General features: G+C 45.0%; 16 protein-coding genes. 15 read left to right on the top strand and 1 reads right to left on the bottom strand.

Features of this window, described 5'->3' with window-relative positions:
* From OU792_RS17385 to OU792_RS17315, 15 genes are all read left to right on the top strand, one after another.
* A partial coding sequence (locus OU792_RS17385; RefSeq protein ID WP_274670882.1) for a hypothetical protein occupies nt 1–536 on the top strand: 536 nt, incomplete at its 5' end.
* Between the two features lie 392 nt (nt 537–928).
* Complete coding sequence (locus OU792_RS17380; RefSeq protein WP_111390974.1) at nt 929–2,113, top strand: di-heme oxidoredictase family protein; 1,185 nt, start codon at nt 929–931, stop codon at nt 2,111–2,113.
* A gap of 12 nt (nt 2,114–2,125) precedes the next feature.
* The gene (locus tag OU792_RS17375; RefSeq protein ID WP_103923847.1) at nt 2,126–2,566 is read left to right on the top strand and encodes a Rieske (2Fe-2S) protein; all 441 of its coding nucleotides are present in this window, start codon (nt 2,126–2,128) and stop codon (nt 2,564–2,566) included.
* Nucleotides 2,563–3,789: a hypothetical protein gene (locus tag OU792_RS17370; RefSeq protein ID WP_274670881.1), complete on the top strand. Its 1,227-nt coding sequence runs from the start codon at nt 2,563–2,565 to the stop codon at nt 3,787–3,789. Before OU792_RS17375 ends, OU792_RS17370 begins: the two co-directional genes overlap by 4 nt.
* Nucleotides 3,790–3,887: 98 nt before the next feature.
* Nucleotides 3,888–4,256: an ArsR/SmtB family transcription factor gene (locus OU792_RS17365; protein ID WP_200820543.1), complete on the top strand. Its 369-nt coding sequence runs from the start codon at nt 3,888–3,890 to the stop codon at nt 4,254–4,256.
* Entirely contained in the window at nt 4,253–4,852 is a 600-nt protein-coding gene (merTP, locus tag OU792_RS17360) for a mercuric transport protein MerTP (RefSeq protein WP_077353374.1), read from the top strand. The genes OU792_RS17365 and merTP overlap by 4 nt, the downstream gene beginning before the upstream one ends.
* A complete protein-coding gene (locus OU792_RS17355; RefSeq protein WP_103923850.1) occupies nt 4,853–5,062 on the top strand; it encodes a GDCCVxC domain-containing (seleno)protein in 210 nt (69 codons plus the stop codon).
* 120 nt (nt 5,063–5,182) lie between these two features.
* A complete protein-coding gene (locus OU792_RS17350) occupies nt 5,183–5,518 on the top strand; it encodes a hypothetical protein (protein ID WP_274670880.1) in 336 nt (111 codons plus the stop codon).
* 148 nt (nt 5,519–5,666) lie between these two features.
* A complete protein-coding gene (locus tag OU792_RS17345) occupies nt 5,667–10,043 on the top strand; it encodes a CusA/CzcA family heavy metal efflux RND transporter (RefSeq protein ID WP_274670879.1) in 4,377 nt (1,458 codons plus the stop codon).
* Nucleotides 10,044–10,093: 50 nt separating this feature from the next.
* Nucleotides 10,094–11,260, top strand: coding sequence for an efflux RND transporter periplasmic adaptor subunit (locus OU792_RS17340; protein WP_274670878.1), 1,167 nt, complete (start codon nt 10,094–10,096; stop codon nt 11,258–11,260).
* A gap of 14 nt (nt 11,261–11,274) precedes the next feature.
* Nucleotides 11,275–11,691 carry a Fur family transcriptional regulator gene (locus OU792_RS17335; RefSeq protein ID WP_111390978.1) on the top strand — a complete coding sequence of 139 codons (417 nt, stop codon included), beginning with the start codon at nt 11,275–11,277 and terminating at the stop codon, nt 11,689–11,691.
* Between the two features lie 109 nt (nt 11,692–11,800).
* Nucleotides 11,801–12,169: a DUF3703 domain-containing protein gene (locus tag OU792_RS17330; RefSeq protein ID WP_111390979.1), complete on the top strand. Its 369-nt coding sequence runs from the start codon at nt 11,801–11,803 to the stop codon at nt 12,167–12,169.
* Between the two features lie 14 nt (nt 12,170–12,183).
* Nucleotides 12,184–12,801, top strand: a complete 618-nt coding sequence (locus tag OU792_RS17325; protein WP_146250844.1) for a hypothetical protein — start codon at nt 12,184–12,186, stop codon at nt 12,799–12,801.
* A gap of 13 nt (nt 12,802–12,814) precedes the next feature.
* A complete protein-coding gene (locus OU792_RS17320) occupies nt 12,815–14,767 on the top strand; it encodes a heavy metal translocating P-type ATPase (protein WP_111390981.1) in 1,953 nt (650 codons plus the stop codon).
* A gap of 825 nt (nt 14,768–15,592) precedes the next feature.
* Entirely contained in the window at nt 15,593–16,498 is a 906-nt protein-coding gene (locus OU792_RS17315) for an ArdC family protein (RefSeq protein ID WP_274670877.1), read from the top strand.
* Nucleotides 16,499–16,887: 389 nt separating this feature from the next.
* On the opposite strand, the gene OU792_RS17310 is transcribed toward OU792_RS17315, so the two are convergent.
* Nucleotides 16,888–17,088 (bottom strand): hypothetical protein, encoded by a 201-nt coding sequence (locus tag OU792_RS17310; RefSeq protein ID WP_274670876.1) that lies wholly within the window; start codon nt 17,086–17,088, stop codon nt 16,888–16,890.
* Nucleotides 17,089–17,641 lie beyond the last annotated feature (553 nt).

The following is a 17,641-nucleotide window of genomic DNA, read 5'->3' as shown; positions in this document are numbered from 1 at the left end:
GTGCATTTTTCTGTCCTTGTTGCCGATTTAATTCAGCTGAAAGAACTTTTGAGCTTTCTATCAACAAAATCAGGGACAGCATAAAAAACTTACCTGATATGCGCATTAAACTGCAAGAATTCGGGAAAGACGCTGTTCAGAATACATGTCAATCTCTTATCGAAAAAGGTTTATTGGACTGCGTAACTGCCTTCCAAAGGTATTGTGAGATGATTTTTTCTGAAAAGTTGCCAGAGAAAAAATTTAAAATGAATGCCTTCCAAAATCTTGAAATTGGCGGCGACCTTTGGAAGGATTCATTTGGTTCAACGTACACCGATTGGCTCAGTAATGCGGAATTTTCAAGGCTGGGTGCTCTGTTTCAACGAAGACACTTGCTAGCGCACACGGAAGGAATTGTTGACCAAAAGTATCTGGAAAAATCAGGTGATAGCTCCTATAAGGTTGGTCAGCGGATAATTATAAAAGAGAAAGATGTTCTCGAATTGATTGATCTTGTTTGCATGACCACCAGTGAAATCAAAAAACTGAGCTAAATTTTTTAGAACACCCCCGTTTCGCCCACTCCTTTCGTTCCGATTCATTCGCACCATTTTTCAAATGACAGCTCTTTTCTCTCCACTCTAGGAAAGGGCTTTCACTCCCCACGGCTACCGCTTCATTCCACTTACCCTTCTCCCGAGTCCCGGCAAGCCTGGGACTCGGGAAGGCCGTTTTGTGAAGCCGTAGCATGAGCCTCCTCCCCAAGTGCAAGCGATTAACCAATAAAGCCGTCAAGTTATCGGACAGATAACTGCGCACCATCAAAACAACTGACTGTCACACAAGAACCTGGGAAAAATTCTACTCAGAAAATAAAGTTTTTATCATAAAAGATATATGTTAGAACAGTCTAACTTGATACTTTTACCATTCTAATAATAAGAATGTGAAGAAGCTGATTCTGATACTACTAGGCTGTCTGGCCTTCGCCTGTGAAAATATCATTCCCGAGCCACCGGCAGTGGATGAAATTCTAGACGGCCCAATTGATGGGCTAAACTCAAGCGAGCAAGCCCGATTTCTGGCCGGGGATTTTGCCTTCAATGATGAGGTATTTTCCTCCGGAACAGGTCTGGGGCCTACATTTGTGGCTACTTCCTGTGGTAGTTGCCATGCTGGTGATGGAAAAGGCCATCCGTTTACTACACTGACACGCTTTGGTCAGACGGCTCCAAATACGCCTCCCAACCTGCTTATCGGAGGTCCTCAACTCCAAAATAGAGCTATACCAGGATACACACCGGAAATACTTCCGGAAGGAACACCATTTATGAAGCTAACCCCACCTGCCGTCACGGGCTTGGGTTTGCTGTCAGCCCTTACAGATGAGCAGATCCTGACTAATGCAGACCCTTATGATCTTGATGGAGACGGAATTTCCGGGGTGCCCAACTATGTAAATCCTCCCGCTTATTTTGTTCCTAAGTGGTTTCATCAAGATGCAAATGGGCGCTATATGGGGCGCTTTGGCAAAAAGGCAGCTACCATCGATCTGCTCCAGCAGACCGTATCAGCGTACAACCAGGACATGGGCATCACTTCTACATTTGAACCAGTTGACCCTTTTTCAGGATTGGAAGTGGATCAGGAAGTGAGCGACCAGACCGTCAGGGATGTGGTTTTTTACCTCCGTACACTAAAAGCACCTATCCAGCGCTCACAAAATGACCAACAAATAATTCAGGGTAAGACTTTGTTTTCCCAAATCCAATGTGGGGATTGCCACACCCCAGAATGGACCACCCCAACCTCTGATATTGTAGCTTTGTCCAATAAAACCTTTTTTCCCTATACAGACCTGTTGTTGCATGATATGGGGCCGGGATTGGATGACGGTGTAACCGAAGGCTCTGCTGAAACTTTCGAATGGCGGACACCTCCCCTTTGGGGTTTGGGTCTTTCTCCAAATTCCCAAGGAGGCAGCTACTTTCTCATGCACGATGGCCGGGCCAGCAGCATTGAGGAGGCAATTTTACTGCACGGAGGTGAGGCAAATAGCAGCCGTACCAAGTTTGAGTCGCTATCTGCCGAAGATAGAACTGCTTTGATCCGTTTTCTTGAATCCTTATAATCTTCCAAATCCATGAATAGAAATGAGTTTATCAAAACCTGTGGATGGGGGTGCTTTGGCATCATGACGGGAATTTCCGGCTTAACATCCTGTGCGGGCACCAGGTATTTTCAGGCTAGCCTTGAAGGGGATTATATGATTGTTCCGCTGGATGCATTCGTGAATTCGAAGGATGATCAATCCAGCTTCCGGCCAAGTGTGATAGCGCATCACGAATCACTTCAATATCCGATTGCGGTTTTCCGGCTGTCTGAAACAGAATACCAAGCCTTATGGATGCGGTGCACCCATCAAGGCACAGAACTTCAGGTTTTTGGCGACAGGCTCCAATGCCCGGCCCATGGTAGTGAATTCACCAATACCGGTATGGTGCAAAACGGCCCGGCAGACGACCCCTTGCGAACCTTTCCGGTTCGGATTGAAGCAAACACCTTGAAGATCGACTTGAAATGAAAAAATATTTATTCCTTCCAGTCTTCTTGTTTGCCTTGGTTGCAAATGCCCAGATTGACAGTACGCTGTTAAAAAGAGTACCAGTCGATACTTCATATACCAGAGCCATGAACATGGATGCAGTGTACAACCGTCCTTTTCTTCAGATAGGGAATTTACCGGCTTCCATTGGCGGGTACGTAGAGGCCGATTATCAATACATGGGCCAAGATGGGATCACTGAGGGCCACAGTTTTCGTATCCCCCGCTTTACGCTCTTTGTCGCCTCTTCGATTCACAGGAAAATCAAGTTCCTCTCTGAGATTGAGTTGGAGGAAGGTGGAAAACAAATATCCATCGAATTTGCTGCATTGGATTTAACTTTTCATCCACTACTAAACCTCCGAGGTGGAGTGGTAATGAATCCCATCGGGGCATTCAACCAAAATCATGACGGTCCAAAATGGGAATTTGTGGATCGGCCAATTGCCATGACAGAAATGCTGCCAGCCACCTGGAGCAATGTCGGATTTGGTCTGTATGGTAAATATTATTCAAAGGCCTGGGCTTTTGGGTATGAAGCTTACCTGACCAATGGCTTCGACAACAGTATCATCAGCAATAATCAAAACAAAACTTTCCTCCAGGCAGCAAAAGAAAATGCCCTGCGCTTTGAGGAAAGCAGTAATGGGCAACCCTTGTTTACGGGCAAAATAGCAGTCAGAAACAACAAGGTGGGAGAAATAGGACTTTCCTACATGGGGGGGATTTATAACCGATTTGAGGAAGATGGTCTCGTTTTGGATGCCAAAAGACGCCTGGACGTATTAGCGGTGGATTTCAATACTACCATTTCGGCAACAAAGACTTATTTGGTTGGCGAATGGGCCTGGGTACTGGTTGATGTACCGGAGACTTATAGTCAGCAATATGGTGAACGGCAAAAGGGAGGGTTCGTAGACATTGTACAACCTATCCTGAGAGGAAAACTGGCAGGTTTTGATAAAGCAGTGTTCAGTCTGGCCTGCCGACTGGAATATGTGGACTGGAACGTGGGAAGTTTCGAGGAAACCGGAGGAAATATTTCTGATGATTTGTGGGCAGTAGTTCCGGCAATCAGTTTCAGGCCGGTATCACAAACCGTCATCCGACTTAACTACCGGTACATGCAACAACAGGATATCTTGGGAAATCCACCGGCTAAAATCGGGGGAGTGCAATTTGGGTTATCAAGCTACTTTTAACTGCATTGTATTCCAAAGGGGTAATTTCAGTATTTAAGGCTTTGCTTAAATAAGTTCCACTCCATACCTTTGTTAAGCAAATGCTTAAATACAAAGTTATGAATACATGCATCCGTGTCTTTGCCGATAGCGACCAGATCAATAGGTGCAGGGAAGACTTGAAAAGCAAGGGGGAAGGTTTTTTAGAACTGGCAGATGTACTGAATCTTGCCGGTAATGCGGTTCGCCTCAAAATCCTGTACCTCCTGAATCAGGAAAATGAACTTTGTCCGTGCGACTTATCAGACATTTTGGGTATGACAGTTCCGGCCGTCTCCCAACATTTGAAAAAGCTGAAGGATGCAGGAGTCGTGACTACTAAAAAATCGGGGCAAACCATTTTTTATTCAGTAGAAGCGCAAAGTCAGCGAATCATTTCGTCAGTGCTCGATTTGTTTAACCTCCCAAATTCAATTGCTACGTTATGAAAAAATCCCTTTTAACCAGCGGCCTTATAGCCGCTTTAGTGAGTTCCCTTTGCTGTATCACCCCGGTGCTTGCTCTAGTGGCCGGTGCGAGCGGGATCGCGTCCACTTTCTCCTGGCTGGATCCAGCACGGCCTTTTTTTGTAAGTATCACCGTGATTGTGTTGGGATTTGCCTGGTACCAGAAGCTTAAAGCCAGGAAAGCAGAAGACATCGAATGTGCATGTGAAGATGATGAGAAACCAAGCTTTTGGCAGACAAAAAAGTTCTTATCAATAATCACGGTTTTTGCAGCCCTGATGTTAACATTTCCGCTCTATGCTCACATTTTCTACCCCAAAGCCGACAAGCAACTGGTCATCGTAGAGAAGTCCGATATACAGACCGTAAATTTTGAAATCAAAGGAATGACATGTCAGGGCTGTGCAACTCATGTCGAGCACGAAGTAAATAAGCTCGATGGTATACTAAGAGTAGCTGCTTCTTATGAATTGGGCAATGCCGTTGTAGAATTTGACAATACAAAAACAGGTATTCAGGAAATACAACAAGCCATCAACTCAACGGGATATTCCGTGACCAATAAAACAGAGAAATAAATGGAAATCATATTAGAATCAACCATCACCTGCCCTAATTGTGGCCATCAGAAGGAAGAAACCATGCCCACTGACGCCTGTCAGTATTTCTATGAATGTGAAAACTGCCACAAGGTGCTAAAACCAAAAGAAGGAGATTGTTGCGTGTATTGCAGTTATGGAACGGTCAAATGTCCGCCAATACAGGAAAATGGCGGTAGCTGTTGCTAAAATCTTGTTCGATTTGCAATACCCTTGCGTCCTATTATTGTGTTCCTTTGCAGGCAAATGAAATTCATTCTTTCCATATCGTTAGGTTTTCTGTTCCTGATCCAGGCATTGGGGCCTACTATGGATTTATGCTGTGAATTGCCAAAGCTTCCAGTACTTTTTGAACACTACGAGGAGCAGTCTGAACACGACGGAACTTCATTTCTGGAATTTCTTGATTTCCATTATGGAGACGGTCAAAATGAAGAAGACCACCACCATGATGACGAGCATGACAAGAACTTACCCTTCCATGACCAGCATCAGTGTTCCCATGGCTCCATTTTTATTACCCCTTTAATGGAAAAAGTGGAAATACCCACCCAATCCTTTTTCACACTTACTCAGACAGGTTTTTACAGCTTCTCACTCTGCTCTGAACACCCCGAATCCCCATTCCAGCCGCCCAAGGCCTGATTTTCCGGACATTTAAATTGAAGTAGTTATTACTTCCAAGCTGTTGCATGGAGGTGATCCTGCATTTTCAATTTACTCCCCCAGCTCAAAATTCAAGGGCTTTTTCTGCCCTGTCTATCCAAAAAATCAGATTCATAAATGCTAAAAAATGCTGGATAAAATCATTCAATTTTCAGTCAAAAACAAACTGATCATAGGCCTGCTCACGCTTGGTTTGATCATTTGGGGAGGCTACTCCCTTTCGAGACTTCCCATTGATGCCGTACCGGATATTACTAACAATCAGGTTCAGGTCATCACCTCCTCCCCATCTCTGGCAGCTGAGGAGGTAGAACGTTTAATTACATTCCCCATCGAAATTACCATGGCAACCATCCCGGAGTTGGAGGAGATTCGTTCCTTTTCCCGCTTTGGTTTGTCTGTGGTGACCATCGTGTTTAAAGAAGATGTGGATGTGTATTGGGCTCGTCAGCAGGTAAGTGAAAGGCTGACCGATGTACAAGCACAAATCCCTCCGGGTGTAGGTCAGCCGGGCATGGCTCCCATCACTACCGGACTCGGAGAAATCTATCAATATGTGGTGGGAACCGAGAAGGGTTATGAAGATCAATACGATGCCCGTGAACTTCGTACGATTCAGGACTGGATTGTCCGAAGGCAATTACTCGGTACTCCAGGGGTTGCGGATGTGAGCAGCTTTGGCGGTTACCTTAAACAATATGAAATCGCCATAGACCCGGATAGACTAAAGGCCATGAACGTTTCCATTGCCGATATTTTCCAGGCACTGGAAGAAAACAACGAGAATACCGGAGGGGCTTACATTGAAAAAAACCTCAGCGCCTATTTTATCCGAAGTGAAGGCCTGGTGAGCGACATGGACGACATCCGAAACATGCTCATCAAAAATAATCCGGATGGAATTCCGGTTCTCATAAAGGATGTGGCTGAGGTAAATCTTGGTAATTCAGTGCGGTATGGAGCCACTACCCGAGACGGTGAGGGTGAGGTGGTGAGTGCCATTGTGATGATGCTAAAGGGAGAAAACTCCGCGGAAGTAATTGAGAATGTAAAGAGTCGAATTGCTGAGATACAAAAAACATTGCCGGAGGGAGTAACCATCGAGCCCTTCCTGGACCGAACAAAATTGGTAAACACTGCCATTGGTACGGTGAGCAAAAACCTGGCTGAAGGTGCCTTGATCGTGATCTTTGTTTTGTTGCTGCTCTTGGGAAATCTCCGTGCAGGTTTGATTGTAGCCTCGGTCATTCCCCTTGCGCTCCTTTTTGCTTTTGGAATGATGAACTTCTTTGGCGTGTCGGGTAACCTGATGAGCTTGGGCGCTATTGATTTTGGGTTGATCGTGGATGGGGCGGTCATCATTGTAGAGGCCACGTTGCATCATTTGGGCTTGTTGAAACTGGGAAGAAAGCTGACCCAGAATGAAATGGACGAGGAAGTGTACCAGTCGGCCAGCAAAATCCGGAATTCCGCCGCATTCGGAGAAATCATCATTTTAATCGTGTACCTCCCCATTCTTGCTTTAGTGGGGATTGAGGGAAAAATGTTTGGCCCTATGGCACAGACGGTGAGTTTTGCCATTCTGGGAGCATTTATCCTTTCGCTAACCTATGTGCCGATGATGTCAGCACTGGTTCTGAGCAAGAACACTGATTACAAGCCCAATATTTCGGACAAGCTCATGGCTTTTTTCCACAGATTGTACGATCCGGCTATCCGTTGGTCAATGCAGAAAAGGCCGCTGATCTTAATCCTGACTGCGGGCTTGTTTCTGGCTTCCTTTTGGGTCTTTTCCAATATGGGTGGGGAATTTATTCCAACCCTAGAGGAAGGAGACTTTGCTGTAGAAACGAGGGTGATGACTGGCAGCTCGCTTGAAAACACCATCCAGGCAACGACTCAGGCAGAAAAAATTCTACTAGAACAGTTCCCGGAAGTAAAGCAGGTAGTATCTAAAATTGGTGCAGGAGAAATCCCAACTGATCCCATGCCGGTAGAAGCTGCTGACATGATGGTGATTCTGGAAAACAAAGATGAATGGGTCTCTGCCTCTAACAGGGAAGAATTAGCCAACAAAATGGCCGAAGCTCTGGAGGTCATTCCGGGAGTTACTTTCGGATTTCAGCAACCCATCCAGATGCGCTTTAACGAACTCATGACTGGGGTTCGGCAGGATGTAGCGGTTAAGATATACGGAGAGGATCTCAATGAGCTTTCGGAATATGCCGAACAGATAGGACGGCTGGCTTCCGGTGTGGAAGGTGCTCAAGATTTGTATATAGAAGAGGTAACCGGTGTTCCGCAGATTGTCATTAATTACAAACGGGATCAATTGGCCAAATACGGCCTGACCATCCGGGATGTAAACCGCTCGGTCCAGGCTGCCTTTGCCGGAGCGTCTGCAGGGCTGGTTTACGAAAACGAAAGACGCTTTGACCTGGTGGTCCGATTGGATAAGACCAATCGGGAGGATGTAGAGTCCGTTCAGAACCTTTACATCGCTAGGAAGGATGGACACCAAATACCGCTCTATCAGGTGGCCGAAGTGGAAATCCAGGAAGGTCCTTACCAAATCCAACGAGACGACACCCGCAGACGGATCATTGTAGCATTCAATGTACGTAACCGGGATGTGGAAAGCATAGTAACAGAGCTTCAGCAGAAAATTGAAGAGACGGTCGTATTTGCACCCGGCTACACCGTGTCTTACGGTGGGCAGTTTGAAAACCTGGTTGAAGCCCGTGAACGACTCTCCTTAGCTGTGCCTCTAGCCCTGCTATTGATATTTGTGTTACTCTATTTCACTTTCGGTTCCATTAAGCAGGGCATCCTCATTTTCACAGCCATCCCACTTTCTGCCATTGGGGGAATCTTCGCTTTATGGCTCAGGGATATGCCATTCAGTATTTCTGCAGGCGTTGGTTTCATTGCTTTATTTGGGGTAGCAGTGCTGAATGGCATTGTCCTCATTGGTGAATTCAATCACCTGAAAAAAGAAGGTGTATCTGATATTTTCGAACGGATTTACAAAGGCACGAGTGTACGTCTGCGACCGGTAATCATGACGGCTGCCGTGGCTTCCATGGGCTTTCTGCCGATGGCTCTGTCCCAGTCCGGTGGTGCAGAAGTCCAGCGTCCACTGGCCACTGTAGTGATTGGCGGTTTGATCACGGCTACCTTTCTGACATTGGTTGTGCTGCCTATCCTGTACTATTATTTTGAAAGAGGGATAAAGATGAAACCAGGGGCAATTGTTCCACTTTTGGCTATCGGCTTGCTTTGTGTTCAGATGCCTAAAGCCAAGGCACAGGATTCTCTGGTCAGCTATCAGTCATTGGATGAAGCCATTCAAGTTGCGATCCAAAACAATCCAACCCTGAAAGCAGCAGACTTGCAAACCCAGCAGGAAAGGGAGCTGAAAGGGACCAGCTGGAATATGGCTAAAACCAATTTTAGCCTCACTCACGGACAGTACAACAGCATTTACAACAATGACAATCAGTTCAACATCTCCCAATCCATGGAATTTCCCACGGTTTATGCCAATCAAAAGAAATTGGCCAAAGCACGGATTGAAGCGAGTGAATGGATGCATTCGGCTACCCAAAACGAACTGGTTCAGCAAGTAAAGGTTTCCTGGTATTTGTTGTGGCTGGAAAAAAGCAAACAACAATTACTGCAGGAGCAAGATGAAATTTACGAGAGATTTGTCCAAGTGGCCAGTCTCCGCTATCAAACCGGGGAAACCAATTTGCTTGAAAAAGCAACTGCGGAGTCCCAAGTAGCAGAACTCAAGGCCATGCTTCAGCAAAACCAGTCGGATATCGAAATCCACAGGACACAGCTGCAAACCTTGCTTAATCTGGATAGTATTGGGGATATCGCCATGGGCTATCTGGAAGCAAGGGAGAGCAATGTACTTCTCGATACGCAAGGAATTGCCAACAATCCTACACTTGCCTGGTTTCGCCAACAAATGGAAGTAGCCGAAAAAGAGAAATCGGTGGAGAAGGCAAAGTTCTTACCCGACCTTTCGGCAGGGTATTTCAACCAGTCCCTCAATGGACCTAATCAGGATTTGGATGGTAACCCCGTCACTTTTACCTCCAGCGACCGGTTCACCGGATTTCAAGTGGGAATGGCCATCCCCATTTTTGGGGCGAAGTCCCAAGCATCGGCCATCAAAGCGGCCGAATTGAAAAAGCAGGAAAGCGAAGCACGGCTGCAAGCGGTGACAAACCAACTGCAAGGCAGGCTAAACTCACTCATTCAGCAGTACCAAAAATTTCAGACCAGCCTTGAGTATTATGAGCAAAACGCACTGCCTCAGGCAGAGCTAATTCTTAAACAGGCTCAAAAAGGATTTGAAAGCGGGGAAATCGGCTACGTGGAATACATTCAGGGACTTAACCGGGCATTGGCTGTCCGGTTTAATTACCTGGACATTCTCAACCAGTACAATCAGACTGTTATCCAGATCGAGTTCATTTCAGGCGTTCAATAAAAAGACATTCAACAATGAAAAATATATTCAAATACATCAGCAAAACTTCAATGGCTCTTCTCCTGGGGTTGACCATTTCCTCCTGCGGACCACAAGATGAGGAAGTCATTGAGGTGAATCATACAGAAAGTGAGAATACAGTGGAACTTACCAAAGCGCAGTTTGAGCAGGCAGGCATCAAATTCGGAAGCCTTGAGAAGCGGGTTATTGGTTCGGAACTCCGGGTCAACGGGGTGATTGACGTGCCCCCGCAAAGCAATATTTCCATCCATATGCCCTATGGAGGCTTTGTGAAATACACTGAAATGCTGCCTGGCACAAAGGTTAAAAAAGGTCAGTTATTGGTGGTAATTGAAAATCCGGAGTTCATCCAGTTTCAACAAGAATACCTGGAGAGTCTGGCCAAACAGGAATTTCTGAAAGCCGAATTTGACCGTCAGAAGGAGCTGTTTGATGAAAAAGTAGCTTCTGGTAAAACATTTCAGCAAGCCAAAAGTGACTTTCTGGCTAATGAAGCCCGGATTAAAACTATGGAAGAACGATTGAAGCTCATTGGCTTCAATCCGGCAAAAATCCGCGAAGGATATATCTCGGCTTCTGTAAATATTTTCGCTCCGGTTAACGGTGCCGTTCGGGAGATTTATACCAATGTGGGCAAATACATCAACCCGCAAGATGTGATCATGGACATTACCAATGCCGAAGACCTGCATGTGGAACTTACCGTGTATGAAAACGACATCCCCAGAGTGCAGGAAGGACAACGGATCCGCTTTGCATTGGCGAATTCTCCTGAAGAATGGCGGGAAGCAGAAGTATTTCTGATAGGTAGCGGAGTGCGGGAAGACCGGTCGGTGACTGTACATGGCCACTTAGAAAAGATGCACGAAGATTTGAAGCCGGGAATGTATATAGCTGCAAGGATCGAAACCGACAGCAACGAAGTGTTGGCTATCCAAGAGGAAGGAATCGTTCGGTTTGGTGGAAAACAATATGTCTTTGCCTATACAGGAGAAAAAACAGAAAACGGTGCAACCGTTCATGATTTTGAAATGATGGAAGTCATCAAAGGATATACCGAAGATGGCTATACCCAGATTTCTTTGGCCGATTCAGAAAAGGACCTAAGTGCCCTTCAAGTGGTCACCAAAGGTGCTTTCACCTTGTTGGCTAAAGCCAAAAATACCGAAGAAGAAGGAGAAGGACACGCACATTAAAATGAATCATCCTTATGATCAAAGAACTCGAAGATAAACTCAAGCAGAAAGACATCCGACCAACAGCCATGAGGCTGTTGGTGTTGGAAGCACTGGCAGGTCAAGAGACGGCCATCAGCCTTTCCGACTTGGAAAAGGCCTTTGAAAAGTCAGACCGGGTGACACTATTCCGCACCCTGAAAACCTTTCAGGAAAATGGACTGGTGCACAGTATCGATGACGGTACCGGAGCGCCTAAATACGCCCTATGCGAAGAGGGATGCGAGTGTAATATCGAAAGGGACCTGCATGTGCATTTTCATTGTCGGGTGTGTAGCGAAACCTTCTGTTTGCCCAAGTATAAAATCCCGGAAATTGAACTGCCAAGCATGTTCAAAGGGGAAGAAGCCAACTTGGTAGTAAAGGGGATTTGCGGGAAATGTGCAGGATGAATATTGCAAGTACTATGCATTGGGTTTACTAGTAATTTTAAGTCAAACATCCAATGAAATGAAACCATGCATCATGGAAAACCTCACAACTTAGGATGATTAGGAGCATATGAAATTTAATACCACCATGCCGAAAGGCTTAAAGCCACATTATCAAAAAGAACTGGATGCATATCGGGATAAACTGGGGAAGTGGTTTTTACGGGAAGCTTGGCAGCATCTGGAAAGGGCCCACATCCTTGGTCAGCCCTATCCTTACCAGCACTCTGAAGTGCATTGGCTCATGCTTCGGTTTGGTTTTAAAATCAAAGACTGGAAGGAAATACGGGGTCAGATTCTCAGGCTCTTTGTAGGTGGAGTAAAATCCTTTGTAGGGAAAATACCTGTAGGTAATACTGGAGGCGCCAATGTTCCGCCTCTCTTGCCTATGGAAATACCAGCAGATCTGAAGGCAATAATAAATCAGTTCAAAAAATAAAATAGTCCTAAAGAATGACCGCTCTACTCACCGGTACCATTATGCTCAGTCTCCTTCATGGACTGATTCCCAGCCATTGGCTGCCGGTGCTGGCCCTGAAAGAAAAGTTTGGATGGGAGGGAATCAAGACGGTTCGCATTGCAGCGATGGCAGCTTTGGCTCACTCGCTGAGCACCTTTTTGTTAGGAGTGTTTTTGGGTTTGTTCAGCTTGTCACTTTCTGAAAACCTACACACTTACACCCGTTGGGTCATTCCTGGATTGCTTATAGCCATCGGCTTTTATTTTGTCATTCAACACCACCGTCACCACCACTTTCACATTGCTGAAAAACAAAAGCTGGAAAAAGCAGGAGCAGCGCAGGTTGTGACTTTGCTGGTATTTACCATGTTTCTTTCGCCCTGCCTGGAAATTGAAGCCTACTTCCTTATGGCAGGAACTCATGGCTTTCCAATGATCCTAGCTGTGGGACTACTCTACACCATTGTTTCTGTGTTCGGGATTACTTTTTGGGTTTACCTGGCCCAAAAAGGGCTGCACCGATTCAACTGGCACAAATTGGAACATAATGCAGGACTGATTTCCGGTGGCATACTTATTCTCACTGGCATCATTTCCTTTTTCACAGATTAAAACAGATTAGACGATGACAAATACAAATCACTTAGACGATAAAGCCTGCTGCAGCACTGACCAGCATCCAGGCAAACCAAAAAAGGAAGAGGAAAAAACCTCTCCAACTTTTCTGCAAACTTGGGGAAGTGGTATGGTGAGCTTTGTCATGCTACTTGCTGGAATTGCCGCTGACCAGTTGGGACAGCCTGCAATTTTCCAGGGATGGATTCGCATTGGCTGGTATGTGCTGGCCTATTTGCCCGTGGGATGGCCGGTGTTGGTCAAAGGCTGGAAGTCCATCTTAAAAGGTGATGTGTTCACTGAATTTTTCCTCATGGGCATAGCCACATTGGGGGCTTTTGCCATAGGGGAATATCCAGAGGCGGTTGCGGTGATGCTTTTCTATGCCATCGGTGAGTTGTTTCAGGATGCGGCCGTGAACCGGGCCAAGCGAAACATCAAAGCCCTGTTGGACATCCGCCCCGATTCGGCTTCGGTTTATAGAGGTGGGCAAACGGTGTCCGTACACCCCGAGGAAGTACAAATTGGGGAAACCATCCAGGTTAAACCCGGAGAAAAAGTACCCCTCGATGGGGAAATGATCAGTGAAAAAGGCAGCTTTAATACCTCGGCCCTAACTGGCGAAAGCAAACCTGCGACCTACAACAAAGGAGAAAATGTGCTTGCTGGGATGGTGAACCTCGATAGGCTGATTGAATTGAAAGTTATCAGACGGTTCAATGAAAGTTCAATTGCCCGCATCCTTGAGCTAGTCCAGAATGCCACCTCACGCAAGGCAAAAACTGAACAGTTCATCCGTAAGTTTGCACGGGTCTATACACCCATTGTCACCTTTCTGGCCATCGGCCTGGCCTTCTTGCCTTATTTCTTTTTGGAAGACTATATGTTTGAAGCATGGCTTTATCGGGCCTTGATCTTTTTGGTGATCTCATGCCCCTGTGCGTTGGTTGTTTCTATCCCACTTGGTTATTTCGGAGGGATTGGTGCAGCCTCCCGAAAAGGCATACTGTTTAAAGGTTCCAACTTTCTTGACCTCATGACCAGCGTTACTACCGTGGTGATGGACAAAACAGGCACACTTACAAAGGGAGTGTTTGAAGTTCAGAAAGCCGTGACCATGGAGGGAATTACACTTGATTGGCTTAGTCTGACAGCAGCAATGGAAAGCAAATCCACCCATCCCATCGCAAAAGCCATTACAGAGTATGCTAAAAAGCAAGGAAGAGAAATTTCAGAACCCGAACAACAGGAGGAAATTGCCGGGCACGGACTGAAAGGAATTGTAAATGGCAAGCATGTGCTGGTAGGCAATCAAAAACTGCTGGATAAGGAAGGGATTGTTACCCATACTGATGCAGCCAGGGAGGTCAATACCGTTATCCATGTAGCAGTAGACCAAAAATATGCGGGATATCTAGTGATCGCGGATGAACTGAAAGAAGATGCTGTTCAGTCCATCAATGAACTACACAAATTAGGAGTTCGGGAACTGATCATGCTGTCAGGAGATAAGAATGCAGTGACCCAACAGGTGGCAAAATCACTCGGAATAGATAAAGCCTTTGGTGATCTGCTGCCTGAGCAAAAGGTGGAAAAGGTAGAAGAACTGAAAAAAGATGCCAGCCGGGTCATTGCTTTTGTGGGGGACGGTATCAATGATGCTCCTGTCCTTGCTCTGGCCGATGTGGGAATTGCAATGGGTGGTTTGGGTAGTGATGCAGCCATTGAGACAGCTGATGTTGTGATTCAGACTGACCAGCCCTCAAAAATTGCTACTGCTATTCAGTTAGGCAAGCAGACAAAACGGATCGTATGGCAAAATATCAGCTTGGCTTTTGGAGTGAAGGTTATTGTACTGGCACTTGGAGCCGGAGGTATAGCCACCATGTGGGAAGCAGTCTTTGCCGACGTTGGAGTGGCATTGCTGGCAATTTTGAACGCTGTAAGAATACAGCGCTCTTAACCCAAAGTTCAATCAGGTGTACTTGCAATCCTCTTTTTCTTTAGCTGAAGGTTGGCATTCCTAAGGTTGGGTTACTTTTTCAACCGGTTGAAGTTAAAGACTCGTTTTCAAATGGATTTTCAATTCCATCCCTAAGTCATTTCCCCCGTTTCGCCCACTCCTTTCGTTTCGATTCATTCGCGCCATTTTCAAATGACAGCTCCTTGCTCTTCACTCAAGGAAAGGGCTTTCACTCCCCACGGCTACCGCTTCATTACACTTACCCTTCTTCTAAGTCCCGGCAAGCCTGGGACTTGGGAAGGCCGTTTCGTGAAGCCGTAGCCCGAGCCTTCTTTGGGGGGCAAGCCTTTTTCCGATTTTTCTTCCAAGTACATCGAGATTTTTATCCGTTTCGGTCGGTCAGCGCTCCGTTCCATTTTTTTCTTCTCAATCCCCCGGTCTTCGGTGAATGACACGACGATGCAAAGGTTGAGTGCGAACCTGCAACAGTCAAAAGTGCGCTCCGCCCTGATCTAAAAAAACAGGGTCTCCTACGGACTGCCTCCCAGTTTTTTATCCCAGGCTTTTGCCTTATGCAGAACCACACTCTATGGGTTGCATGTCGGTCAGAACCTCAATACCAGTGGATAAAAAAATGTCACTTCACGCCCACATATCGCCCTTCACTTCCAAAAATTTACCCCTTGTACTCGGGAAAAATCTTGGATTAAGTGTCGGGTCGATCTTCCTAATATCCTTGGATATAACTGGGCTTTATGTGGCTGATAAACAAATCAATAATCGCTTTATCGATCCTTTTTTGTCACACTTTAAAACTCTACAACCATGAATGCTTGGGAAAATTTTAACCAATTAGCGGAAACCGTCACCAACGAAATCATCAAAGGTATCCAAAATGAAAACCTTACTTGGGAACAAGTTTGGAGTCCTAAAAACTCTCCGAAGAATTATGCTTCCAACCGTCCTTATTTGGGATTCAATGCACTTTGGCTAGCCTGGGTGACCATATCCAAGAAATTCAAAAGTCCCTATTTCCTTACTTATAATCAGGCAAAGCACCTTGGTGGAAATGTCAAGAAGGATGAAAAAGGCTCTAAAGTCGTATTCTGGAAGATTTCCAAGTTTGTAAAAGGAAAGGCTATCAATGAAGAAGGAGAAAACGAGGACCTGTTTGGAAGGAAGTTTACCCCCTTTATCTGGACGGTTTTTAACATCGATCAAATAGAAGGTATTGATTTTACCCTAGAAGGTGCCGAGGAAAGGGTTTTTTCTCCGATCGAAACTTGCGAATCCATCATTTCAGGCTACACCACCTGCCCGAATATCATTCATGAAGGTGACGAGGCATTTTACAGCCCTTCCCGAGATTTTATCAATATGCCGGAAAAGGAATCCTTTAAAGGAGACGAGCAATATTATTCTGTTCTATTTCATGAAATGATCCATAGCACAGGACATACCAGCAGACTGGGAAGATTTGCAGAAAGACCGGCTTTGGTTGGCTTTGGTTCGGTGGAATATTCAAAAGAGGAATTGATCGCGGAAATGGGAGCCAGTTTTCTGAATGCCTTTACCGGAATCAAGGATGCCAATTTCAAAAACTCCTTAGCCTATCTGAAAGGATGGTTTCAGCCACTACAGGAAGATCCAAAAATGCTGATCTATGCAGCCCAAAAGGCGCACCAAGCAGCCAATTACATCCTAGGAATTGACCAAGAAGGGGAGGAGTAATCCTCCCTTTTTTTGTCAATTTTTTCTTTCCGTCCACCAAAAAAATCGCCCCCCTTCGGTGGTACTTCTGAGTAACAGAGAAATCCTTGCAGAAAGTTTATCGCTCCACTAATTCAAAAAGACGATGAAGCATGGAGCTAAAAAACAGAAGAAATTTGGTCGCAGGGTACCTACTTTAGATCAAGTCTTGGATTATTTCTTAACGAACAGGTTCGGAACAGAAGAAGGGGAGCTTTTCTTTTTCTTTCACCGGACAACTTATTGGCGTTCGCAGTCCGGGGATCCAATTGGAGATTGGATGAAAGCAGCAGACAGGTGGATGTGGAATTTGGAAAACTAAGATGCTTTCGGATTTGCCAGAAATATCCATTTTTCAATTTTGGTTGATTTTAAAGCTTATCCAAAATTTCCCGAATCAACCGCTCCCTGTCCAATTCCTTTTTTCTCTTTGACCGTAGGCTTAAAATGTAAAGTATCCAAATCCCCCAAGCGACTGCGAAAAGTAGGAATGGGTTTTCTGCCCCTAATGCTCCAATCATTGCAATGAAGCTGATGAAAAAGGTTCCTAAAAATTTGATGGTTGGCCACATAATTAGGTGGTTTTTAATTGTCAAATATAGTTTTTTAGTTGAAGGTTCAAACTGTTGTTCCAAAAAGGGTCATGATATATTTATTTTAGTGAGTCAATTTTTTTTCGATTTGAGAAGCTCACAGTTGCAAAGGCAAACTGGATATTTAAAACGTTTCGGCTTGCAAAGATTTAATCATGCATAAATGAGGAGAATCAGCCAATTTCTTGAATCCAAAAAATGAGTTGCTATGCAAGTTTTGCAATTGAGAAATTCAAAGTAATTAATGAGCTTAGGAGAAAGTTTTTACCAAAAAAGAATTTCCATGAAATTTTTTGATGATTTTTTTAATTTATTGGAAAAAATTATTGAAGCTGAAAAAATAGGTTGAGAAATAATATTTTGTTTCTTCAGTTCCTAATTTTGCGAATTTGTTGAAATTTGACCTGATTGTATTTATTAAAAGTTAGATCTAATTGGTTTTCATAGATTTTTTATTTTTGGGGTCAATTTTTTAATAAAATTGATGCTTTTATTGGCCTGACAGGTAAAAAAATGAATTTCATAGTTTTGT

This window comes from Algoriphagus sp. NF (assembly GCF_028823735.1).
Lineage (GTDB): Bacteria > Bacteroidota > Bacteroidia > Cytophagales > Cyclobacteriaceae > Algoriphagus > Algoriphagus marincola.
Note: the sequence above shows the minus strand (reverse complement) of the source record. Positions and strands in the feature narration are given on the sequence as shown.